22 protein-coding genes are annotated in these 22,434 nt (G+C 68.6%); 7 read left to right on the top strand and 15 right to left on the bottom strand.

Features of this window, described 5'->3' with window-relative positions; genetic code table 11:
* Window positions 1-163: 163 nt before the first annotated feature.
* The 8 genes from ACFXHA_RS04860 to ACFXHA_RS04825 all read right to left on the bottom strand — a co-directional run bounded on the left by ACFXHA_RS04860 (window position 164) and on the right by ACFXHA_RS04825 (window position 8,465).
* Complete coding sequence (locus ACFXHA_RS04860; RefSeq protein ID WP_379352977.1) at window positions 164-1,600, bottom strand: GuaB1 family IMP dehydrogenase-related protein; 1,437 nt, start codon at window positions 1,598-1,600, stop codon at window positions 164-166.
* Window positions 1,601-1,669: 69 nt separating this feature from the next.
* On the bottom strand, window positions 1,670-2,053 hold the full coding sequence (locus ACFXHA_RS04855) for a hypothetical protein (protein ID WP_379352975.1): 384 nt from the start codon (window positions 2,051-2,053) through the stop codon (window positions 1,670-1,672).
* Between the two features lie 217 nt (window positions 2,054-2,270).
* Window positions 2,271-3,863: a DEAD/DEAH box helicase gene (locus tag ACFXHA_RS04850; RefSeq protein WP_379352973.1), complete on the bottom strand. Its 1,593-nt coding sequence runs from the start codon at window positions 3,861-3,863 to the stop codon at window positions 2,271-2,273.
* Window positions 3,856-4,797 carry a M48 family metalloprotease gene (locus ACFXHA_RS04845; RefSeq protein ID WP_379352971.1) on the bottom strand — a complete coding sequence of 314 codons (942 nt, stop codon included), beginning with the start codon at window positions 4,795-4,797 and terminating at the stop codon, window positions 3,856-3,858. The genes ACFXHA_RS04850 and ACFXHA_RS04845 overlap by 8 nt, the downstream gene beginning before the upstream one ends.
* A 43-nt stretch (window positions 4,798-4,840) precedes the next feature.
* On the bottom strand, window positions 4,841-5,242 hold the full coding sequence (locus ACFXHA_RS04840) for a BlaI/MecI/CopY family transcriptional regulator (protein WP_379352969.1): 402 nt from the start codon (window positions 5,240-5,242) through the stop codon (window positions 4,841-4,843).
* A gap of 78 nt (window positions 5,243-5,320) precedes the next feature.
* Complete coding sequence (locus tag ACFXHA_RS04835) at window positions 5,321-6,184, bottom strand: ABC transporter ATP-binding protein (protein WP_379352967.1); 864 nt, start codon at window positions 6,182-6,184, stop codon at window positions 5,321-5,323.
* The gene (locus ACFXHA_RS04830; protein ID WP_379353459.1) at window positions 6,181-7,251 is read right to left on the bottom strand and encodes a FecCD family ABC transporter permease; all 1,071 of its coding nucleotides are present in this window, start codon (window positions 7,249-7,251) and stop codon (window positions 6,181-6,183) included. The genes ACFXHA_RS04835 and ACFXHA_RS04830 overlap by 4 nt, the downstream gene beginning before the upstream one ends.
* A gap of 176 nt (window positions 7,252-7,427) precedes the next feature.
* Complete coding sequence (locus ACFXHA_RS04825; RefSeq protein WP_379352965.1) at window positions 7,428-8,465, bottom strand: FecCD family ABC transporter permease; 1,038 nt, start codon at window positions 8,463-8,465, stop codon at window positions 7,428-7,430.
* Window positions 8,466-8,588: 123 nt separating this feature from the next.
* Between ACFXHA_RS04825 and ACFXHA_RS04820 the strand changes: the two genes are divergently transcribed.
* On the top strand, window positions 8,589-9,296 hold the full coding sequence (locus ACFXHA_RS04820) for a hypothetical protein (protein WP_379352963.1): 708 nt from the start codon (window positions 8,589-8,591) through the stop codon (window positions 9,294-9,296).
* A 58-nt stretch (window positions 9,297-9,354) separates the two neighbouring features.
* Here ACFXHA_RS04820 and ACFXHA_RS04815 read toward each other — a convergent pair whose 3' ends face one another.
* The 4 genes from ACFXHA_RS04815 to ACFXHA_RS04800 form a co-directional block, all read right to left on the bottom strand.
* The gene (locus ACFXHA_RS04815) at window positions 9,355-10,512 is read right to left on the bottom strand and encodes a lipase family protein (protein ID WP_379352961.1); all 1,158 of its coding nucleotides are present in this window, start codon (window positions 10,510-10,512) and stop codon (window positions 9,355-9,357) included.
* A 77-nt stretch (window positions 10,513-10,589) separates the two neighbouring features.
* A complete protein-coding gene (locus ACFXHA_RS04810; protein ID WP_379352959.1) occupies window positions 10,590-11,885 on the bottom strand; it encodes a nucleotidyl transferase AbiEii/AbiGii toxin family protein in 1,296 nt (431 codons plus the stop codon).
* Complete coding sequence (locus ACFXHA_RS04805; RefSeq protein WP_379352957.1) at window positions 11,882-12,532, bottom strand: hypothetical protein; 651 nt, start codon at window positions 12,530-12,532, stop codon at window positions 11,882-11,884. Before ACFXHA_RS04805 ends, ACFXHA_RS04810 begins: the two co-directional genes overlap by 4 nt.
* 79 nt (window positions 12,533-12,611) lie before the next feature.
* The gene (locus ACFXHA_RS04800; RefSeq protein WP_379352955.1) at window positions 12,612-13,550 is read right to left on the bottom strand and encodes a LysR family transcriptional regulator; all 939 of its coding nucleotides are present in this window, start codon (window positions 13,548-13,550) and stop codon (window positions 12,612-12,614) included.
* A 70-nt stretch (window positions 13,551-13,620) separates the two neighbouring features.
* Here ACFXHA_RS04800 and ACFXHA_RS04795 point away from each other — a divergent pair, with 70 nt between their 5' ends.
* From ACFXHA_RS04795 to ACFXHA_RS04785, 3 genes are all read left to right on the top strand, one after another.
* Window positions 13,621-14,508 carry an SDR family NAD(P)-dependent oxidoreductase gene (locus ACFXHA_RS04795; RefSeq protein WP_379352953.1) on the top strand — a complete coding sequence of 296 codons (888 nt, stop codon included), beginning with the start codon at window positions 13,621-13,623 and terminating at the stop codon, window positions 14,506-14,508.
* A gap of 110 nt (window positions 14,509-14,618) precedes the next feature.
* Window positions 14,619-15,041: a VOC family protein gene (locus tag ACFXHA_RS04790; protein WP_379352951.1), complete on the top strand. Its 423-nt coding sequence runs from the start codon at window positions 14,619-14,621 to the stop codon at window positions 15,039-15,041.
* 127 nt (window positions 15,042-15,168) lie between these two features.
* Window positions 15,169-15,915 carry a type 1 glutamine amidotransferase domain-containing protein gene (locus ACFXHA_RS04785; protein ID WP_379352949.1) on the top strand — a complete coding sequence of 249 codons (747 nt, stop codon included), beginning with the start codon at window positions 15,169-15,171 and terminating at the stop codon, window positions 15,913-15,915.
* A 7-nt stretch (window positions 15,916-15,922) separates the two neighbouring features.
* Here ACFXHA_RS04785 and ACFXHA_RS04780 read toward each other — a convergent pair whose 3' ends face one another.
* On the bottom strand, window positions 15,923-16,654 hold the full coding sequence (locus ACFXHA_RS04780) for an alpha/beta fold hydrolase (RefSeq protein WP_379352947.1): 732 nt from the start codon (window positions 16,652-16,654) through the stop codon (window positions 15,923-15,925).
* A 63-nt stretch (window positions 16,655-16,717) separates the two neighbouring features.
* Here ACFXHA_RS04780 and ACFXHA_RS04775 point away from each other — a divergent pair, with 63 nt between their 5' ends.
* Entirely contained in the window at window positions 16,718-17,128 is a 411-nt protein-coding gene (locus ACFXHA_RS04775; RefSeq protein ID WP_379352945.1) for a MarR family winged helix-turn-helix transcriptional regulator, read from the top strand.
* Here the strand turns inward: ACFXHA_RS04775 and ACFXHA_RS04770 are convergent.
* Window positions 17,115-17,483, bottom strand: coding sequence for a VOC family protein (locus tag ACFXHA_RS04770; RefSeq protein WP_379352943.1), 369 nt, complete (start codon window positions 17,481-17,483; stop codon window positions 17,115-17,117). The genes ACFXHA_RS04775 and ACFXHA_RS04770 overlap by 14 nt on opposite strands.
* 63 nt (window positions 17,484-17,546) lie before the next feature.
* Between ACFXHA_RS04770 and ACFXHA_RS04765 the strand changes: the two genes are divergently transcribed.
* Entirely contained in the window at window positions 17,547-18,533 is a 987-nt protein-coding gene (locus ACFXHA_RS04765) for a helix-turn-helix transcriptional regulator (protein WP_379352941.1), read from the top strand.
* Here the strand turns inward: ACFXHA_RS04765 and ACFXHA_RS04760 are convergent.
* The gene (locus tag ACFXHA_RS04760; RefSeq protein ID WP_379353458.1) at window positions 18,530-19,744 is read right to left on the bottom strand and encodes a serine hydrolase domain-containing protein; all 1,215 of its coding nucleotides are present in this window, start codon (window positions 19,742-19,744) and stop codon (window positions 18,530-18,532) included. The genes ACFXHA_RS04765 and ACFXHA_RS04760 overlap by 4 nt on opposite strands.
* Window positions 19,745-19,965: 221 nt before the next feature.
* Between ACFXHA_RS04760 and ACFXHA_RS04755 the strand changes: the two genes are divergently transcribed.
* Entirely contained in the window at window positions 19,966-22,428 is a 2,463-nt protein-coding gene (locus ACFXHA_RS04755; RefSeq protein ID WP_379352939.1) for a phosphoketolase, read from the top strand.
* Window positions 22,429-22,434: the final 6 nt, after the last annotated feature.

Below are 22,434 nucleotides of genomic sequence, written 5' to 3'. Positions count from 1 at the left end.
GGTCACGTCATATTACCGGCTGCCTTTTACGGATTCCGAACGGCGGGGCCGCATCACATCGCCGGGCCGAGCCGAATTATTCGATGGTGCGGTCGGCACACGCGAAACCCGGCGGATCCGAGGCGGACCCGCCGGGTTTCGGTTGTGCAGTTCTAGCGGTCGATCACCAACCGGACGGCAGCGGACGGCCCTCGGCGAAACCGGCGGCCGACTGCACGCCCAGGGTGGCGCGCTCGTGGAACTCCGCGAGCGTGCGGGCCCCGGCGTAGGTGCAGGAGCTGCGCACACCGGAGGTGATGTGGTCGATCAGGTCCTCGACACCCGGACGCTCGGGATCCAGGCGCATGCGCGAGGAGGAGATGCCCTCCTCGAACAGCGCCTTGCGGGCCCGGTCGAACGCCGAATCGGTGGCGGTACGGGCGGCCACCGCGCGCTTGGAGGCCATGCCGAAGGACTCCTTGTAGCGGTTGCCGTCACGGTCGGTGCGCAGGTCACCGGGCGACTCGTAGGTGCCCGCGAACCAGGAACCGATCATCACGTTGGAGGCACCGGCCGCGAGGGCCAAGGCCACGTCGCGCGGGTGGCGCACGCCACCGTCGGCCCACACGTGCTTGCCGAATTCCTTGGCGGCCGCGGCACATTCGGTCACGGCCGAGAACTGCGGGCGGCCCACACCGGTCATCATGCGGGTGGTGCACATGGCACCGGGGCCCACACCGACCTTGATGATGTCCGCGCCGGCCTCGATCAGATCGCGCACGCCCTCGGCGGCCACGACATTGCCCGCGACCAGCGGGACGCCCAGATCCAGGCTCGCCACCGAGCGCAGCGCCTCCAGCATCTTGAGCTGGTGGCCGTGCGCGGTGTCCATCACCAGCACGTCCGCGCCCGCGTCGACCAGGGCCTTGGCCTTGGCCGGGACGTCACCGTTGATGCCGACGGCCGCGGCGATGCGCAGCTGGCCATTGGCGTCGACGGCCGGGGCGTAGATGCCGGTGCGGATCGCGCCGGTCCGGGTCATCACGCCCGCGAGGCTGCCATCCGGATTGACCAGCACGGCGACATTGCGGTGTCCGGCCTCGAGCAGGCCGAAGACCTCACGCGGCGACGCGTCGGCCGGAGCCGAGACGAAGTCGGTGTCGACGACGGTGCTCAGGCGGGCGAACCGGTCGACATCCGAGCAGGACGCCTCGGTGACCACACCGACCGGCTTCCCGTTCTCGACCACCACGACCGCACCGTGGGCACGCTTGTGGATGAGGGCCAGCGCATCGGAGACCGACTGCTCCGGATCCAGCACCACGGGGGTGTCGGCCGTGAGCGAGCGGCTCTTGACGAAGGCGATGGTGTCGGCGGCCGCGGGAATCGGAAGATCCTGCGGCAGCACCACGATGCCGCCCCGGCGGGCGACGGTCTCGGCCATGCGGCGGCCGGCGACGGCTGTCATATTCGCGACCACGAGCGGAATGGTCGTGCCGGTCCCATCCGTGGAGGAGAGATCGACATCGAACCGGGACGCCACATCCGTCCGGCGGGGGACGAGGAAGACGTCGTCGTAGGTCAGGTCGTAGGGCGGAGTCTGCCCGGGAAGAAACTGCACGTTGTCCCATGGTAGCTGAATGCTGAGAGTTCGCGGCGCAATGGGGGCGATTGGTGCGAATTCGCCGCGTCAAGACGAGGTCGGGACGAACAGTGCCTCGAAGGGCGGATGGCCCACGGCGACGGTTGTGTGGCCGCGGCCCTCGGTGTCGGCGGCCAGCACAAGATCGCCGGGCGCGAAGCGGCGGCGCTCGCCATCGGAGGTGGTCACCTCGATCATGCCGCGCAGCATGACAACCCACTGTCTGACGGGGGCCGGGTGTGGGGCACTGTCGAATTCGGTGCTGCGCAGGTACGACACTCCCGCGGCCGAGGGCAGTCCGCCGACCGACATCGCGGGCACGCCGGTCGCGAGAATTCGTTCTGTCAAAGGGATCTCGGCATCGACGAAGATCGATCCGCCGTCCTCGGTGGATTCGATCACGGTGTAGCGCAGGAGGTTTGGGTTGATCATGATGTCGATAGTGGTCGAACCCGGACGGGCCCGCGATTCCCTGCGGGGAATGGCGGGCCCGACGCCGATGCGCATGGGATCGGGGCCCCACATGATGGTAGCTAGAAGTTTGCCATTGCCCGAAAGGGGCTTCGAGTTAACTCGATCTCGTCCGAATTGCCGGAAACCCCGGGCGGATTCCCGCGCGTGTCCGTAGGAACATCCAAACGTGTCGGCGTCAGCGCGAAGACCGCTTGGCCGCACCGGGCTTGCGCTTCTTGTTGTGCGGGCGGCTCTCGCCCTTGGGGCGCGTCCACACTCGCGGCTGCTCGCGCGTATCGGCTTTGGCGGCCGGGGGAGTCGACGGGTCGGCGACCGGACGGCCGGAAGGGCGACGTGCACCGGTGATCTCTGCGAGCCGCCGATCACCGGGCCGGATCTCCTCGTCGGCGAGAGTGACGCCCGCGAGCCGGGCCAGTTGGGCGGCCTCGTCGCGATTGTCCGGGGTGACGATGGTGACCACGGTCCCGGACGCGCCCGCCCGGGCGGTGCGGCCGGTCCGGTGCAGATAGTCCTTCGGATCGGCGGGCAGGTCCACGTGTACGACCAGCGTGACATCGTCGATGTGCAGCCCGCGCGCGGCGATATCGGTGGCGACCAGCACCGGCGCGGTGCCGTCCGCGAACGCCGCCAACGTACGGGTGCGCTGATTCTGCACCTTGCCGCCGTGCAGCGCGACCGCTCCGACACCCTCCTCCCGCAGCTTGCGGGCCAGCTTGTCCGCGCCGTACTGGGTCTTCACGAACAGCAGCGTGCGCCCGGCCCGCGCCGCGATCTCGGTGACCACCAGGCGCTTGTCGGTGCGGCGTACATGCAGCGCGTAGTGCGCGATATCCGGCACCGCCGACGCCCGTCGCTGCTCACCGCCTGTCGATGGGCCCGAATCCGTCTCCGCCTGAGGCGAATCAGTGCCCGGTGCAGCGGTTTTCGTACCTGTCTCGGCAGACTCGTCCGTCGCACTGCCGACCGTGTGCCGGATCGGATCGCGCAGATAGCGCTGCACCAGACCGTCGATCGTCTCGTCGAGGGTGGCCGAGAACATCAGCTGCTGCGCGTCGGTGGGCACCTTGTTGAGCAGTGCGGTCAGCTGCGGCATGAACCCGAGTTCGGCCATGTGATCGGCCTCGTCGACGGTGACCACGCGAATATCGCCCAACGCCACCGCTTTACGGCCGAGTAGATCGGTCAACCGGCCGGGCGTCGCGATGACCACGTCCACCCCACGCGCCAGCCGCTCCTCCTGCTTCTTGATCGGCAGCCCGCCGACGGCCGTGGCCAGCCGCAATCCGAGCGATAGCGCGGGTTCGTCCAATGCGGTCTCGATCTGGATGGCCAGTTCACGCGTCGGCGCGAGAATCAGCCCGCGCGGCCGCTTGGGTGCGCTCGGCGCACCGAACAGCCGCACCAGCATCGGCAGCCCGAATGCGAGCGTCTTGCCGGAACCCGTTGCGGCGCGGCCCAGCACATCGCGCCCTTCCAGAATGTCCGGAATCACCGCCGCCTGAATCGGAAACGGCTTGTCGATCCCGCTGCGCCGCAAGGCTTGCGCCAGCACCGGCGGCAGCCCCAGATCGGCAAAGGTCACCTGGCCCGCCGCCCGGCCGAGCTCGGCGGGCTTGCCGGTTGCCTGCGCCGGGTTCAGCGACGAGGAATCGGGCGACGAGTCGGTGTGGATGGTGGCCTCCTGGGCTGGTTTCGGGGTGGTGGGCGGCATGGCGGAACCCGCCGCGCCCGAGTCGGATTCGGGGACGGGCGGGTGGGGATCAGGCACGGCTGACCAGGCGGCTGACCTCGACGAGCCAGGGGATGGCGACGGCGAGGGTGGGGACCACGAGGATCGCGGCGGCCACCAGGTAGGCGGCGATCGCGATGCGCAGGTCGCCGATGGGACCGGCGAGGCGTTGGATGCGGATGAGGGTGGTGGGGCCGCCGACGGCCATCGCGCCTTGCGGGGCAGGGGAATTGGAGCAGGCCACCAGGGCGCGGGCCAAGGGCGTGGGGCCGGTGACCTTGACGGCGGAGTCGTCGGCGAGCAGTTCGATGAGCAGCTTCACCGAATCCAGTGCGGATTTGGAGCGGACCACCCGGGGGAAAGCCTCATGGGCGGCGGTGAACGCTTCGAGCACCAGGTCGTGGCGGGCGCGCAGGTGCGAGCGTTCGTGGCTGACGATGGCGGTCAGTTCCTCGTGGGAGAGGTTGGTGACGGTGCCCTGGCTCAGCACGACCCGCTGCCGGATGCCGGGCAGGCAGTAGGCGATCGGTTCGGCGGCGGCCAGCACGCGGATGTCGGCGGCCTGGCGTTGCACGCTGGACTGATCGAGCAGGTCGACCAGCATGCGATGCCGGGCCCGGCGGCGGCGGGTGTGGATGCCGACCCGGATCACCGACCAGATCAGCCGCGCCCCGACCAGCAGGGTCAGCGCGAAGACGAGCACCAGGGCCAGCCACAGCGGCAGGCCGAGCGCGGCGATCTCTTTACTGGGTGTGGTGGTCGGGCGGCCGTCCGCGCCGGGCACCAGCAGTCGCGAGGCGATGGCGAGTCCGGAACCGAAGGCGCTGAGCACGGCGGCCAGCGCGATGGCCTGCCAAAGCACCAGTGCCGCACGCGGACTGCGGTAGGGCCAGGTGGCTCGGCTGAGCAGCGCTGGTACCGGTCCCGCCAATAACAAGGCGAGACCGGCGAATACCGGCGCTGTCCAGTCCATGACCTCAGCTCACTGCGTTGTGGGGCTCGGGCCGAGGTTACAGCTATTTGGACTCGGGTTTGTCCTTGCGCGCGACCTCGGTGGCTTCGAGCTTAGCGAGTGCGTCGCGCAATGCGGCAGCCTCATCCGCGCCTACCTGTTCCACGAAGTGCACCAGTGCCGCGCGGCGGCTGCCGACTTCGTCTGCCTGCTGCAACGCATCGAACATCAGACTGGCGACGAGTTCGTCGCGAGTGTGCACGGGGGCGTAGCGGTGTGCGCGGTCGTCACGCTGCTGGACTACCAGATTCTTCTTCGCCAAGCGCTGCAGAACGGTCATCACCGTGGTGTACGCGAGTTCACGACGCTCAGCGAGTGCTTCATGGACCTGCCGGACCGTTTGCGGTTCGTCGGAGGACCACAACTGGTCCATGACCGCTTTCTCGAGTTCACCAAGACCTGCCATCCCATAAGTTTACGGAGACAACGACAGGAATGCGTACTACAGGTCGTCGTAACCGGGTGGTAGCTGGTGTGGGATTGGTCATACCCCCGCGTCGACCGGCATATCTTCCAGAGCGGACGCGTGTACGTGGCGCAGGCCGATGGGCACGATCATGGGCCGACCGGACACCGGATCCTCGAGCACCTCCGCGCGCAGCCCGAAAACCTCGCGCAAAAGATCGGCATTGATGATGTCTGCGGGACGGCCCTGGGCGACGATGCGCCCGGCGCGCATGACGATGAGGCGATCGCTGTAGCGGATGGCCAGATTCAGATCGTGCAACACCATGACGACGGTCCGCCCGAAGTCGTCGTGCAGGCGGTCGACCAGATCCAGGACCTCGAGCGAGTGGGCCAGATCCAGATAAGTAGTGGGTTCGTCCAGCAGCAGGATGTCGGTGCCCTGGGCCAGGGCCATGGAGATCCAGGCCCGCTGCCGCTGCCCGCCCGACAGTTCGTCGAGGGTGCGGTCCGCGAGATCGGCGATCCCGGTCTGCGCGAGCGCGGTTTCCACTTCGGTCTCGTCGTCGGCCGACCACTGCCGCAGCCACGACTGATGCGGATGCCGGCCGCGCGCCACCAGATCCGCGACGGTCAGCCCTTCGGGCGCGATCGGCGTCTGCGGCAGCATGCCGACAATGCGGGCGATGTCCTTGGTCTTCATGGTGGAGATGGCCTTGCCGTCCAGCACGACTCGGCCCGACTGCGGCCGCAGCAATCGGCCGAGGGAGCGCAACAGTGTCGATTTCCCGCAGCCGTTGGGGCCGATGACCGTGGTGATCAGGCCGGGTTCGATGTCGACCGTCAGGCCGTCGACGATGACGCGGTCGCCGTAGCCGAGCCGCACGTCCTGCGCGCCGAGCCGGTGCTCCGTCGAAAGTTCTTGATCCGCAGCGAGAGTCACAGGGTCGCCTTCCGGTTGGTGCGAACGAGCAGGAACAGCAGGAACGGGCCACCGACCGCGGCGGTGACGACGCCGACCGGCAGGGAGATGGGAAAGACGGTGCGCGCGAGCAGGTCCGCGCCGACCACGGCGATCGCGCCGACCAGCGCGGAGGCGAGGATCGGTTCCCCGGGTGTGCGCAGCAGTCGCCGCGCGATCTGTGGTGCGGCCAGACCGACGAAGCCGAGCGGGCCGACCGCGGCGGTCGCCAGTGCGGCGCAACCCACCGCGGCGGCCAGCAGCATCGCCTGCTGGGTCTGGATGCGCACGCCGAGCATGCGGGTGGTGTCGGTGCCGAACCGCAGGGCGGCCAGCGAGCGCGCCGACATGACTGTGATGAGCAGGGCCACACCCAGTCCGAGTGCGGCGGGGATGAGGGCCGACCAATCGGCGGCATTGAGCGAGCCGGTGAGCCACTGCTGCGCGTGCGCGGCATCGGTGAGGGTGGCGCGAGTGAGCAGCCAGCTCACCACCGACAGCAGCGCGGCATTGACGCCGATCCCGATGAGTACCAGGCGAAATCCCATGACACCGCTGTCACCGGTCGTGGTGCGACCCCAGGCGAGCAGATAGATCAGCACCGCCGTCAGCAGCCCGCCCGCCAGCGCCGCCGCCGAAACCCCGAGCGCCGCAGCGGTACCCGTCCCGACCCCGCCCATCCCGACGATCACCGCGACCGCCCCGCAGCTCGCTCCCGAGGTGATCCCCAGCAGATCCGGGCTGGCCAGCGGATTGTGCAGAATCGACTGCGTCACCGCCCCCGCCAGCCCCAGCGCCGCCCCGACCACCACGGCCGTCAACGCCCGCGGCAACCGCGAATCCATGATCACGAACCGCTGCGCCCGAGTCCCCCCGCCGCCCAGCACATCCAGCACCCGCCCGACCGGAATCCGGAACTCGCCCACCGAGATATCCACCGCGAACAACCCGAACAGCAGGGCGGCGAGTGCGATAACGGTGACCAGCGGCCCAACCCGCAGCACCACCGACAATCCGGCGACTCGCAGCGCCCGCCGCGTGTGCTCCATGGGGCGGAGATCTGCATCGCCGTCGCTGTGGGTGGCATCGCCGCGGGCGGCGTCGGCCGGCATCCCCCGTGCCGGAATGGGCTGCGCGGCGAGTGATTCGGCGCTGCCCAGGGCGTTTGCCGCTGTGTCGCCGGAGCTCACCGCGGTGCCGGTTCCCGTGGGAGGTGTTGGAAGAGTCACAGGGTCACCAGCTTTCGGCGGCGGACCAAGAGGATGAAGAAGGGGGCGCCGAGGGCGGCGAGGGTGATGCCGGCTTGGAGTTCGCCGGGGCGGGCGATGAGGCGGCCGGTGGTGTCGGCGAGGAGGAGGACGATGGCGCCGATCAGGGCCGAATAGGGGAGTAGCCAGCGGTGATCGGGGCCGGTGATGGAGCGGGCCAGGTGGGGGACGATGAGGCCGAGGAAGGCGATCGGGCCGACGGCGGCGGTGGCGGCGCCCGCGAGCAGGACGACGGCGGTCAAGCCGAGGATGCGGCTGCGGGTGAGGTTGACGCCGAGGCCGCGGGCCACATCGTCGCCGAGGCCGAGCAGGTTGAGGCCGGGGGCGGCGGCCAGGGCGAGGATCGCGCCGACGATCAGGAAGGGCAGGATCTGGCCGAGGACCGAGGCGTCGTGTCCGGCCACGTCACCGACCACCCAGTACCGGTAGGTGTTGAGCGCGGTGCCGTCCAGCAGCACCACGATATTGGTCATGGCCTGCAGGAATGCCGTGACGGCCGCGCCCGCGAGGACCAGGCTCAGGGGGCTGGCTTTGCCGCCGCCGAGGGCGGAGACGCCGAAGACGACCAGGCCCGCGAGCAGTGCGCCCGCGAAGGCGAACCAGATGTATTGCGCGGGTGTGGTGAGCGCGAGCAGATGGATGCTCAGCGCCGCCAGGAAGGCCGCGCCCGCGTTGATGCCGAGTAATCCCGCGTCCGCGAGGGGGTTTCGGGTGTAGCCCTGGATCAGGGCCCCGGCCATGCCGAGTGCGAGTCCGGTCAGCAGGGCGAGTCCGGTTCTCGGGAGCCGCAATTCGCGCACGATCTGCGCGGCCGAGGTGTCGGCCGGGCACGAAAGTGGTAGTCCACCAGGGCAGACGAGGGCGTCGTAGACGGTGCCGAGGCTCAGATTCCGGCTTCCCAGAGCGATACTCGCCGCCACCGCGAGCAGCAGCAGGACGGCGAGAACGAGAAGTCCGGACAGACGTCGCCGTCTGATGGTGACTACGGCGGGCACGGTGACGAACTACTCCTGACGCTTTCATTGCTCGACAAGTCTGGTAAGCCTAACCTATCTTTCCGTTCTCGTTGTCCATGCAGTTCTCGCATTGGCCGAATAGTCGATGAATGAGGAGGTTCGATGCTCGAACCCGTAACCGTGTGCCCGCCGCGCGATTCCCGCCTGGCCTTCGGGCTGGCCGGCAACCGCCTGCGCGCGCTGCAACCCGAACACCCGCGCGTGTACGCCGTCGCGGCCATGGCCGATCAGGGCAAGCGCCGCTGGTGGCGGCTGTCCGACGGGATCCGTGAGGGCCGCATCGAATTGATGTACCGCCGCCACGTGGCGGAGATGAGCAATGCCGATATCGCCGCCGAGGTGGTGGCCACCGCCCTGATCCACGCGGTCGTCGGCCGGGTCATGGCCATGGTGGTGTCGGAGGGGCGGGCCTGGGATCCGGGCCTGGAGAATCTGTGGATCCACACCGACAATGACGGTGGCATCGACTGGGCGGGGCTGTCGGACACCACGATTCGAGTGGTCGACGGCGATCTGCTGACCGGGCAGGACGGCATTGTCGCCCTCCCGTGCGAGGCGGCCCTCTATGTCTGGCTGGCGCATCGCTGCATTCCCGCGCTGAGCCTGATTCAGGAGGCGATGGCGCGCTGCGCCGGATTGGGCAGCCGCCGCTTCTGGTCGCTGGTCGCGGAATCCATTGTGGGCGCGGCCACTTACGTGCCGGTGCTGGCCCGCACCTCCTCCACCGACGGCGCCCGTCGTGGCCAGGCGTTGCTGGCCGCGTTCGAGGACCGCGGTCTACCGGTCCGCCGGGTGTGCGTCACCCGCTAGGGCCGCGCGGTTCGCTGTCGCATCGGTCGAGACCGGCTCGGGTCTCGACCGGCGCGGGTCAGTGCGGGCAGGTCGGAGCGAAGGGCTTGTCGGCGAACAGGTCCGAGGTCCAGCCGAGCCATTGGTCGGCCACGGCGGCGGGGGCGTCGTGGCCGCCCGGCACCACCAGATCGTGGACCGGGGTGCCGAGGGTGCACATTTCGGTGATCGCGGCACTGGACCAGGCGGTGTCGACCAGTTTGTCGGCGTCGCCGCGCACGATGTAGGTGTGCAGGGTGGTGGCCGATTTGGGGAGATTGGTCCGGGATTGCAGGTCCGCGAAGGGTTGTGCGGCCGCGTCGTCGACGTAGCTCACCTCGTCGGGGGTGCCTGCCGAGGCGATGGCGAGCTCATCGGGGGTCGTCTCGCCGGTGCACTGCGACTCCAGCTGCGGCGCGATATCGAGCAGCTTTCCGTGCGCGACTTGGTCGTAGCGGTAGCCGGGTTCGTTGTAGCGTACGGCCGCAACGAGATACGGCAGGACCAGGTACTGGTCGGGGGCATTGAGTTCGCGATTGCGTACCGCGTCGAGGAATCGCAGTTCCAGCGCGGGCGACAGCAGCACGACGCCGTGGATCTTCAGTTCGGGCGCATAGGATTTCGCGGTCTCCGCCGCCGATTCCGCGGCTCGCCCGCCCTGGGACGCGCCGACGAGCACCATGTCCGTCGACAGCGGCAGACCGGTGGAGTGGGCCGCCCGCACCGAGTTCAGCACGTCGTAGCCCGAGGACGGGGTGTCGAGATACGGTGCGTCGCCGGGACCGTCGAGGCCCTGATAGTTGGTCATCACGACCGCGCGATGCCCGGCCAGGAACTGCTCCACCGCGGGCGCGGATCCGAACAGGGTGGGGGAGTTGGTGGGTGCGCATTTGTTCACCACGCCGGAGGTGCCGTGCGCGAAGGCGACCACGGGCCAGCCGCCGGCGGGGGCGTCGCCGGGCGGCAGGAACACCGCGCCCGACACCTCGATCGGCTTACCGGCGGGAGACGTCGACTCGTAGCGGATGTAGGTCGACGACCCGGCGGCCGCCGAGAGCGCCGGATCCAGCTGCTCGAGTGGCCTTTTGCTGATCAGAGCTCCCGGCGTGGCGGGCTTCGTGGCGGCCGGTTCGTCGGAGCTGCCGCATGCCGTGAGCAGGGCGACCGCCAAGATCGGGAGGGCAATTCCTGCTCGCACGCTGCTCCTTCGGCTGGATTCAGCAACACGGTGGGCCGCCTTGCATTATCTGCCGTGCCGACCGCGACGCGGGTGCCTCACTCTCCCTTCGGCGAGTCGCACCAGCGTTGCAGGACCTCGGCCACCGCGTGCGGGTCCACCCGCGCGGCGATTCCCGGGACGTCGGAATTGCGTAGCCGCGCCGCCAGAATGCGATCGGCGGCACGCGACAGCGAGCAGTCGTAGGCGTCGCGCACGGCCAGGAGTCGATAGACCGTGAGCGAACCGGACACCCGTTCGATCCGGTCCTCGACCGGAAGGTCCTGCGGTATGTCGCGGCTGTTGTCGGCCCGCGCCCGCGTGCCTGCCACCCACCTGTCGACCTCGCCGCAGAAAGAGTGCTGGTCCTGTGGGTAGGCCGGGGCCAGCGCCACGGTGAGCCGCCAGGCGAGGCTGTCGACCTGATCGGCCAGATCCGGGCGGTCCTTGACGAATTCCTCCCACTCGGCGTCGAGCCCGAGTGCGGGCAGTCGGGCGAACCACGCCTCCGGGCTGACCGTCGCCAGCAGTTCCGGAGCGGGGCGGCACCTTTCCGCCAGCAGCACCGCGTCGTAGAGGTCCTTGCCCTCGGGGTAGCGATCCTCGCTGAGCCACAGCAGCTTCCACGCCAGCGACAGCTCCGGGGTGGCGGCGAGCAGCCGGGCGGCGGGACCGTCCGTGCCGGCAAGCGGGATATCGGTCCACCGGGGCGGCTGCTGGGGTGCCTCGTTGAAGACGAAGTCCAGTTGCACGGTGCCGGAAGGGATATGCGGGTCCACGGCGGTCCAGGGCAGCACCAGGCGGCGGCCGGGGACACGATCGTAGGTCCAGATATCGTCGTCCACCGCGTCCTCGGCCCGGATCCGCACCGTCGGCGAGCCGTCGGCCGCGGCGGCCACCCGCGCGGCGATATCGGCCAGGAAGGCATCGGTCCGATCGCTGTGAAACTCCCAATCCTGGGGTAGCACAATGAAGTCCACGTCGCCGGGTTCGCGTGCGACGTCGCCGAACCAGGCCCGGAGCAGGACGCTGCCGCGCAGCATCAACTCGTCATGCCACGGCGAATCGGCGATCGCGGCGAGCACCACCGACATGGCCGTCCGCCGGGCCGCTGACCAGGCGGCGGCCAGTCGCGCATCCTCGAAGTGCGGCTCGCTCAACCGCATTCCCATGCGGTGCTCCGCCAGGGCCGGATCGAAGACCGGGCGTTGCAGCACGCCCTCGCCCGGCACCGGTCGCAGCGTCGGCGGTAGACCGTTGTCGGCGCGTTCCTGCTCGGTCGGCGGGGACTGGGGTGCGACGGCCGTGGATTTCCACGGGCCGCGACCGAGCCCGCGCCACGGTGTCGAGGTCATGAGCGATCTCCTTTTTCGTCGATCCACCCGGCATCGATGGTCTCGTCGCTGTCGTGCACGACGAATTCCCGCTCGGCGGAGAGAATTTCGTACTCGGCCGCACGCAGGGCTTCGAGCAGTGCGGTGTGGCGGGCGGCAGCGGTGGCGTCGCCGACTCGGCGGCAGCGCTGGGTGACGAAGCGTTCGGTACGACCGTCGGCGCGGGTGCGCCGGGCATTGGCGGACAGGTGTGCGTCGAGCGCGACGGCGAGACCGGTGAGGGCGCGCACGTCGGTGTCCGGGGTGAGCAGCAGTTTGATGTGGTGCTCGAAGTAGTAGTGCGACCCCAGTGCGCGGGCCGCGGCGTCGGTCGCGGGGACTCCCGTCGCCCACGGGGTGGCCTCGATCTTGGCGCGCACCACCGGGAATCCGGCCTGCTCGAGCCGCAGGGTGAGGGCCGCGATCGAATCCCGCACGGCGGGAAACGCTCCCGACTCGCGGACGGTCAGCATCGGCTGGTCGGGGACGCGGCCGCGGTCGAGCACGATGTGCACGAACTTCAATCCCGCTGCGGCGGCATACCGTTCGAGCCGCGCGCCATCCTCGGCGCGCACGGTTAGGTGCGCCTCGAAGTCGCCGTGGAAGATCGGGGGAGCGGTCGCGGTCATCGGGTCATACTCGCAAACGTGGCTCGCCGCGTCGCCGGGTTTTTCGTCGGCGCGGCCAGGACCATGTCCGGGGCGGTGCTCACCGGTCGCGGGCTCGATCCGCGTGGCCGCGTGCGGATTCGATCGCTATCGTGCGCAGGGATTCCGCCACGCGCGCAACCGGTTCCGGGACGGGGCCGGGTAGGCGGGCGAGCAGGAGACGGCGCTGTTCGGTGGGTCCGCCGCGTACCGGCAGGGCGCGGACGCCGGGCGGGCAGGCCGGGGCGAGGCTCGCGGGGATGGTGGTGAGGCCGCAGCCCGCGGCGACCAGATGCAGTTTGGCCAGCCAGTCGCGGACGGTGTGCGCGATCACGGGCCGCTCGTCGAGGCCGGGCCAGACGCCCATCGAGAGATCGTCGCCCGTACCCGCGATCCAGGCCTGCCCGCGCAGATCGGCGACATCGATGTGCTCGCCGCGGGCGAGCGGATGATCGGCCGGGACCGCGACCCGCAGGCTACGGTCGGTGAGGATCTGCACCTGCAGCGCGGGCGTTTCCGCGTCCAGTGGCCGGTAGGGCGGGGCGGAGGCGACCAGCGCGAGGTCCAGGGTGCCCGCGCGCAGTGCCCGGACCAATGCGGGCGTACTTCCTTCCCGGCCGACCACGGTGATGCCGGGATGGGTGCGCCGCAGCCGCGCCAGGCCCGACGGCACCACGGCCGCACCGGCACTGGCGAACCAGCCCAGCCGCACCGTGGCCTGCTCGTCGGGCAGTCCCGCCAATTCTCTTGCGGTGGCATCGATCTGGTCGACTACCGCGGCGGCCCGCCGGGCCACCACCCGCCCGGCGGGCGTGAGCTCCACCCCGTCGTGGCGGCGCTGCAGCAGCGGGGTTCCGGCGGCCCGCTCCAGGGTCGCGATCTGCCGTGACACCGCCGACTGGGTGTAGCCGAGCGCGGTGGCCGCCGCGGTGAGCGTGCCGCGTTCGGCCACTTCCCGGAACACGCGCAGCGCGGTCAGCGACGCATCACTGAAGGTCATGACATTTACGCATACCAGACTTGAGCAACTCTCGCTGCCCTCATGTCCGTCCGGCTCCTAGCGTGAGGGTATGAACGAAATGAGCAAGGTCGCACTCGTCACCGGAGCCACCCAGGGACTCGGCCTGGCCCTTGTCGAGGGACTGGCCCAGCGGCTGGGCCCTGCCGACACCGTCTATCTGACCGGCCGCAATCTGGACCGCGTGCAGGAGGCGGTCGACGCCATGCCTGCCGGTGGCGCGCGGGTACGCGGCGAACTCCTCGATGTCGCCGAGCCGGCGGCCGCCGAACGCCTTGCCGCGCAGCTGAAATCACGGCACGGCGGGGTGGACGTGGTGATCGGCAATGCCGTCATGCGGGTCGGCCCGGACGACGACCCACGGCGGATCGTCCGAGACTACGTGCAGGTCAACAACTTCGGTACCACCCGCCTGCTGCGCGCCTTCGCCCCGCTCCTGCGCGACGACGCCCGCCTGCTCGTCGTCGCGAGTTCGCTGGGCACCCTGCATCAACTGGCCCCGGTGCTGCACCACCGATTCGACGCCCTGGAATCCCTCGACGAGGTCGACCGTCAGGTGGCGGCCTGGCGTGACGCGGTCGCCGACGGCAGCGCCCGCTCCGGCGCGTGGCCCGGATTCGTCAATATCCCCTCCAAGATCGCCCAGGTGGCCGCGGTGCGGACGCTCGCCGCGCAACGCCGCGAGACCGACCTCGCACGCGGCATCCTGTTGGCGGCCGTCTGCCCCGGCATGATCAACACCCCCACGTCGGCCCTGTGGTGGAACGTTGCCGACGCCCCGACCCCCGCCCGCGCCGCGCTCGCTCTGCTCGATCTCGTCCTCGGCCCGGTCGACCCCGCTCACTACGGCGAACTCGTCCGCGGCGGCAAGGTACTGCCCTGGTCGCCGTCCGACGGCGCGGGCCAACCCATTCCGTACGCGGCCGCATCGCGCGGTTGAGCGAGTCCGACACGCGCCCGGCCGGGCATTGTCCGATTCGTTCAAGACTTCTCGTCGTCGCGACGGTGGAATGAGCGGGAGTCCGTGCCGCCGAACGAGGGAGAATGTGGATGAAGGCTCGCATCAATGTGGTGACGCTCGCGGTGCATGACCTCGAGCGTGCGCTGCGTTTCTATCGGGATCTCGGGCTGTCCTCGCCGGGGATCATCGGCACCGAATTCCCCGGCGGGGACGCGAGTCCGGCGGGTGCGGTCGCCATGTTCACCTTCGACGACGGTCTGATCCTTTCTCTCTATCCGCGCACCGAACTCGCGAAGGATGCCGATCTCGGGCCGGAGCAGCTCGGCGGCTCCGCGATGAGTCTGGGCTGCACGGTCGACAGTCGCGAGGAGGTGGATCACCTCCTCGATGTCGCGGCGCGAGCCGGTGCGACCATCCCGGGCCCGCCACACGAGCGCCCCTGGGGCATCTACTCGGGCTACTTCCGGGACCCCGACGGTCACCTCTGGGAGGTCGTCCACTTCCTGTCGTAGTCGTCGAATCCGGTTCTGCCCTCGGCGAAGTCGCCCACCGATGAACCACGGCTCTTACGTAATCGTGTAACGCTGTAATCATCCTGATTCCGGCTGTCCACGGCCCCACGTAGAGAGACGCCCCTCGATGAGTGCGACAGTGCACGTCCTGAACCCCGATCGGCCCAAACGGGTACTGATCGTGGCATCCAACCCCGCGGTTTCCGCGCAAACCGGCTGGCCCATCGGCTTCTGGTGGGCCGAATTGACCCATCCCTATTGGGAATTCCAGGAACGCGGCTATCGGATCGACATCGCCAGTCCCGAAGGCGGCGAGTTGAAGGCCGACAGCTGGAGCGATCCGCGCGATGACACCGGCTACAGCGCCGAGGATCTCATCAGTCTCGGCTTCCTCAACTCTCCCGAACATGCTGCGCTGGTGCAGAATTCGTTGCGGCTGGCGGATGTCGATACCGACTCCTACGACGTGGTCTTCCTGGTCGGCGGTCAAGCGCCGATGTACACCTTCCGTAACGATCAGCGGATCAAGGAGTTGGTGGCCGCCCGGATCGCGGCGAACAAACTCGTCGCGGTCGTCTGTCACGCCACCTGTGTGCTGCTCGACGCCGAACTGCCCGACGGCGGGCTCGCCGTGGCGGGGCGCACCTGGACCGGATTCGCCAACTCCGAAGAGGATTACGCCGACGCGTACGTCGGGCAGCAGATCCAGCCGTTCCGCATCGAGGACGAGGCCCGGAAACTGGAGGGCACGAACTTCATTGTGGGCGGGCGATTCACCGCGCACGCGGTCCGCGACGGAAATCTGATCACCGGACAGCAGCAGTACTCCGGCGCCGCGGCCGCGCGGCTGGTCATCGAGGCGCTCGGCGTCTGACCGTTTCTCAGGCGGCGCGGTCCGCGACGAGTTGGGCGAAGAGGTCGGGTGTCTCCAATTGTGGGAGATGCCCGGCCTTTTCGATGAGTTCGAAGCGGGCGCCCGGGATCGCCGCGGCGTAGGCGCGGCCGTGCTCGACGGGGACCATGCGGTCGCAGGCGCCCCAGACCACCAGTGTCGGTACCGTGACGGCGGGCAGCCGGTCGAGCAGTGACGGGTCCGCCATGGTGGTGCCGCCGTAGAGCTGCAGGGCGGCGCGGTTGCCGGCGATGATCGGAAGGCGTTGCGGGGGAATGCTGCTGAGATCGATGCGGAAGTCGTCGGGGCGGCAGTAGCTCAGGTCGGCGACCTGATCCAGGGTGAGGGAGAAGAAGTCGGCGATCGGGGTCTGGGGGAGATCCAGGCCCGTGGCATTGGCGATCACGACGCTCGTGACTCGCGGACTGTGCAGCAGCGCGATCTCGGCCGCGATCCAGCCGCCGATGGAATTGCCGACCACGGTCACTCCGGTCAGGTCGAGGTCGTCCAGCAGTTCGGCGTATAGCTGGGCCAAATCGGCTATGCCGGTGACGTTTTCGGGTCGTGGCGTGCCTTCGAAGCCGGGGTGGGTCGGGGTCAGCACGCGGAAGCGGTCGGCCAGCGCGTCGGCGAGGCCGCCGACCGAGGCTGGGCCGGCGCCGCCGTGCAGCAACAGGATCGGGTGGCCGGTGCCGCGGTCGTCGATGTGAGCGAAAGTCATGTAAGCAACCTTATATCAGTGTCCTTATATAAGGAAGATGATTCTTGGCGTTATGCTGACGCGGTGGAACCTTCCCTTCAGCAACTCGGCCAGGCCGTCAAGCGCCTGCAGTGGCACCACCACCGTGAAGCCAACCGCCGTCTCGCCGAGACCGGGTTGTCCCTGGCGCAGTGGGACGTCCTGCGCAACCTGCACGACCATCCCGACGCCTCGCTGCACGAGCTGGCGCAGTTGACCTTTCAAACCGACCAATCCATGGGCACTTTGGCCTCACGCATGATCGAGCGCGGCCTGCTCGAGCGGGTGGCCGGGCCCGGTCGCGCGATCCGCCATCGGCTGACCGCGCAGGGTGCGGAGGGGTACCGGGCGGGCGGCCGGGCCATGGACGAGATTCTGGCGGACACGCTCGGCGCGCTCTCGCCGAGCGATCGGACCACCATGTATCGCCTGCTGAACGTCGCTACACCCGAGTGAAGAAGTTGATCAGGTTGTCGTCGGGGTCGCGGAACAGCAGCGACCGGTTGCCCCACGGCATGGTGGTCGGCTCATTGACGAAGACGTCGACGATGTCGGTGAGCCGGGCATATTCGGCGTCGACGTCGTCGACCCGGAATTCGATGATGGCGGTGTGGTTGTCGGCGGGGCGGGCGCTGCCCTCGGCGAAGAGTGGCACGGTTCGGGTGCTGCCGATGGCCAATGTTCCCGCCGCCGTGTTGATTTCGGCGAAGTCCGGGGTGAAGCGGACCGCGGCCACGCCGGTCACCCGTTCGTAGAACTCGACCAGGCGGTCGATGTCGGCGGTGATGAGGCGGATCGATACGAGATTCATGGCTGCGACGGTAGAGGCGATACCGGACAGGATCCGCCCGGTATCGATGGGAAAATTTCCGGTATGACCCGGCCTACCGCGCGCGTGCTCGCCTTGCTGGAGATCCTGCAGACCGGCGGCACCCATTCGGTCGGCCGGTTGTCGCAGCGACTCGGTGTCGATGAGCGCACTGTTCGCAGGTACGTGGAACACCTCGCCGACCTGGACATTCCGGTGCGGTCGGTGCGCGGCCGGTATGGCGGCTACCGGCTCGCGCCGGGCTATCGGATGCCGCCGTTGATGCTGACCGACGACGAAGCGCTCGCCGTCCTGCTGGGCCTGGTCGCCGCCCGGCGAGCCGGCTGGGGCGTGGGTTCGGCCCATGCCGCCGACAGCGCGGCCGCCAAACTCGGGCGGGTGTTGCCCAAAGTCGTTGCCGCCCGGCTCGACACGCTGTTGCACGACGTCGAGTACACCGGAGCGGCCCAGCCTGCCGCCCAGCCGAAGACCGAAGTGCTGCTGGCGTTCGCCGAAGCCACCCGCGAGCGCCGTCCGGTCACCATCACCTACACCGACCGCAAGGGGAACCGGACCGAACGAACCGTGCGCCCGTACGGGATGGTCGCGCACAACGATCGGTGGTACGTGACCGGAACCGATTCGGCCAGTGGGGAATCCCGCTCGTTCCGCATGGACCGGATCGAGACGGCGGAGATCGCGCCCGGTACCTTCACTCCGCCTGCGGGATTCGAACCCGGTACCGAGTTACTGGCCGCCCTGGCCGCCGCGCCCTACCAGCATGAGATCTCCGTGCGGGTGCGCGGCGACGCCGCCACCGTCCGGGCGCAACTGCCCGCGGCGATCGTCACCGTGGACGAGATCGATTCCGGCGCAGGGGAAACCGGGGCCGGATCCTGGGTACGGGTTCGGCTCCGAGCCGAGCGGCTCGACTGGGTTCCGGCCATGCTCGTGGGCCTCGACCGCGCGTTCGTCGTCGAATATCCCGAAGCGCTGGCCGAATCCGTCCGGGCCCTGGGACGTCGGCTGCTCGCCGCGACCGTCGACGGCTAACCGGTTGGGGTCGGGGCGGTGGTGGCTCGTTGTGCCGGGTCCTCGCCGGGTACGGCGTTCGCGCCGTAGAAGGTTGGGAGCATGCCCTTGACCAGGACCAGGGCCGAGCCTTCGCCGCTGGGGACCGTGGCCAGGTTGGTGGCCACCACGATGGTGAGGCCGGTGTCGGGGTCGGTGCCCATGAAGGTCATGAAGCCCGGCATCTGGCCGTCGTGGCCGAGCAGGTGTGCGCCGAAACGGACGATGCCGAGTCCGTATCCGGCCATGGCCGGATTGGCCGGGTCGATCGGTTGAATGCTGTCGATGCGGGTCTTCTGCATTTGCGGGTCGAGGAGTTTGCCGTCGACCAGGGCCTGCACGTAGGTGGTCATATCGTCGACCGTCGAGATGATCCCGCCGGCGGTCCAGGTCCACGACGGGCTGGACGTGGTCTGGTCACTCGGCAGCAAGGTGCCGGCGAGGGCCGCGGCCTGCTGATCGGGCGGCAGCGCGAAGGTCTTCAGAGTGGAGATATTGGTGCCGAAGGCGTAGCCCTGCGGGTGTGGATCCGGAATCGAGTTGTCCGTCGCCGCCGGGAAGGAGGTCTGTTTCAACCCGAGCGGGTCGAAGATGCGCTGTTTGAAACTGTCGGCGACCGGCTTGCCGGTGACCTTCTCGATGACGAGCCCGAGCAGGATCGTATTGGTGTTGGAGTATTCGAACTGTGCGCCGGGCGCGAAGTTGACCGGGTGCGAGAACGCGATGTCCAGCAGTTGCTGCGGGGTCCAGACCCGCTGCGGGTCGTTGTCGAGGGAAGCGTTGAACGGTTCGTCGAAGGTGTAGCTGAAGAGGCCGCTGCGCATTTCGGCGAGCTGGGCCAGGGTGATGTGGTCACCGTTGGTCACGCCCGGCCAATACTTGGCGATCGGATCGTCGAGGGCGAGCTTGCCCTCCTGCGCCAGTTGCATCAGCACCGTGACGGTCATGGTCTTGGTATTGCTGCCGAACCGGAAGTGGTCGTCCACGGTCATCGGGACGTTCTTGCCGATCGTCCCGGTCCCGAACGTGGCGGTCCAGTTCCCGTCCTTGGGTGATCGGACCACGACCACCGCGCCCGGAATCACATTGTCTTTCATCAGTTTTTCGATGATGGGCCGCAGTGTCGCGGCATAGGCGGGCTCCTGCGCTTTATCGGAGTTCGATTTGTCGGAGGTCGATGACCCGCACCCCATCGCGACCGTCAACACCACGGCCGCGCACACCACCCCTAAACCCCGTCGGTATCCCATAACGCTCCGTCCGGGTCCGCTGGTTTGTGGTTACGAAGTATTTGCCAGCCTAAACCCGTACCGCTCGGTCTCGAAGCGGTTCGGCGGCACGGGTAGCGTGGGCGTCGGCTCCACTGTCGAAGGTCCCGCGAAGCGCTGTCCCGAAACGTGAGGAGAAGCGGCCGATGACCCGGTTGACCAGTGCGGAAGACACCTCTGCCGACAATGTCGGCGGCCGCGGCGGGGAGACGCTGCCGCCGCGCCCGTATCGGCTGGACGAGAGCACCGGCCCGCTCGATCGGGACGAATTGAGCACCATCGACGCCTGGTGGCGGGCGGCGAACTATCTGGCGGTCGGGCAGATCTATCTGCGATCGAATCCCTTGCTGCGCACTCCGCTGGCCCCCGAACAGATCAAACCGCGCCTGCTCGGCCATTTCGGCACCGTGCCGGGCCTGAATCTGGTGTGGGCGCACGCCAATCGGGCGATCCTGGCACGGGATCTGGATGCGGTGTTCGTCGCGGGTCCGGGCCACGGCGGTCCGGGACCGAATGCGTGCGCGTGGCTGGAGGGCACCTACTCCGAGCTCTACAGTCACATTCCGCGCGACGCCGAGGGGATGGCAGCGTTGTTCGCGCAGTTCTCCTATCCGGGTGGCGTCCCGAGCCACTGCGCGCCGGAGACGCCCGGTTCGTTCCACGAGGGCGGCGAGCTCGGTTACTCGCTGCTGCACGCTTTCGGTGCGGCCCTGGACAATCCGGAGCTGACCGTCTTCTGTGTGGTCGGCGACGGTGAGGCCGAGACCGGCCCGCTGGCCGGGAGCTGGCATGCCAACAAGTTCCTCAGCCCGCTGCGCGACGGCGCGGTGCTGCCGATCCTCGCGCTCAACGAGTACAAGATCGCGAATCCGACCATTATGGCGCGCATTCCGGAGTCGGAGTTGGTGTCGCTGTTCCGCGGTTACGGCTATGACCCGGTCATCGTGTCCGGCAGCGATCCGGCGGCCGTGCATCAGGCGATGGCGGCCGCACTCGACGGCTGTCTCGACCGGATCGCCGGAATCCAGCGTGCCGCCCGCGAGGGCACCGATGGCGCGCACCCGGTTTGGCCGATGATCGTGCTGCGTACCCCCAAGGGCTGGACCTGCCCACCGGTGGTCGACGGTGAACCGGTCGAAGGCACCTTCCGCGCCCACCAGGTGCCGTTGCCCGGGGCGCGCACGAACGCGGAACATCGTGCGGTGCTGGAACAGTGGCTGGCGTCGTATCGGCCGGGCGAGCTGTTCGACGCGGCGGGACAGCCGGTACCGGAATTGTTGAAGTTGGTTCCGGTCGGCGGTCGGCGGATGAGTGCCAATCCGGTCAGCAATGGCGGGACGCTGGTGCGCGATCTGCGACTACCGGACTGGCGTTCCTACGGAGTCGATGTCGCGAGCCCCGGTGCTTCCAAACACGAGGCGACCCGGGTGCTGGGTGCCTGGCTGCGCGATGTCACCGCCGCCAATCCCGAGAACTTCCTCACCTTCGCCCCCGACGAGCTGGCCAGCAACCGGCTGCAGGACATCCTCTCCGTCACCGGCCGCGACTGGCAGGCCGAAATCGGTGAGTACGACGTGAAATTGGATCGCACCGGCCGGGTGATCGAGGTGCTCTCGGAGCACATGTGCCAGGGCCTGCTGGAGGGCTATCTGCTGACCGGCCGCCACGGCGTCTTCACCTGCTACGAGGCGTTCATCCACATTGTCGACGCCATGTTCAATCAGCACGCCAAATGGCTGGACGCCAGTTCGGCGGTGCCGTGGCGGTTGCCCATCCCGAGCCTGAATTATCTACTGTCGTCGCATGTTTGGCGGCAGGACCACAACGGCTTCACCCATCAGGACCCTGGATTCCTGGATGTGGTGTTGAACAAGTCGCCCGAGATCGTGCGCGTCTACCTGCCGCCGGACGCCAATACGCTGCTGTCTACCTATGACCACTGCCTGCGCTCGCGCCAGTACGTGAATGTCGTGGTGGCCGGCAAACAGCCTCAGGAGGATTGGCTCTCGGTCGAAGAAGCGGCGGTGCACTGCGCGCGCGGTGCCGGGATCTGGGAATGGGCCGGGCACAACGACGATCCCGGCACCACCCCCGATGTGGTGCTCGCCTGTGCCGGTGACGTGCCCACCCTGGAGACCCTCGCGGCCGCCTCGATCCTGCGGGAGCGGCTGCCGCAGTTGCGCATTCGCGTCATCAACGTGGTCGACCTGATGCGCCTGCAGCCGGAGGGCGAGCACCCGCACGGCCTGTCCGACCGGGTCTTCGACACCATGTTCACCACCGACCGACCCATCATCTTCGCCTTCCACGGCTACCCGTGGCTCATCCACCGCCTCGCCTACCGGCGCACCAATCACGCCGGTCTGCACGTGCGCGGCTACAAGGAGAAGGGCACCACCACAACGCCTTTCGACATGGTGATGCTCAATGACATCGACCGCTACCACCTGGTCATGGATGTCATCGACCGCGTCCCCGGCCTGCGCCAGCAAGCCGCGGCCCTGCGGCAGGACATGGTCGACGCCCGCTGGACCGCCCGCACCTGGACTCGTGAGCACGGCGAGGACATCCCCGAAGTCGCGAACTGGACCTGGTCCCACCCGGCCTGAGCAGGC

It is taken from the genome of Nocardia sp. NPDC059240 (assembly GCF_042753865.1).
Taxonomy (GTDB): domain Bacteria; phylum Actinomycetota; class Actinomycetes; order Mycobacteriales; family Mycobacteriaceae; genus Nocardia.
The sequence above is the reverse complement of the archived record's forward strand: the minus strand, read 5'-3'. Positions and strand labels throughout refer to the sequence as shown.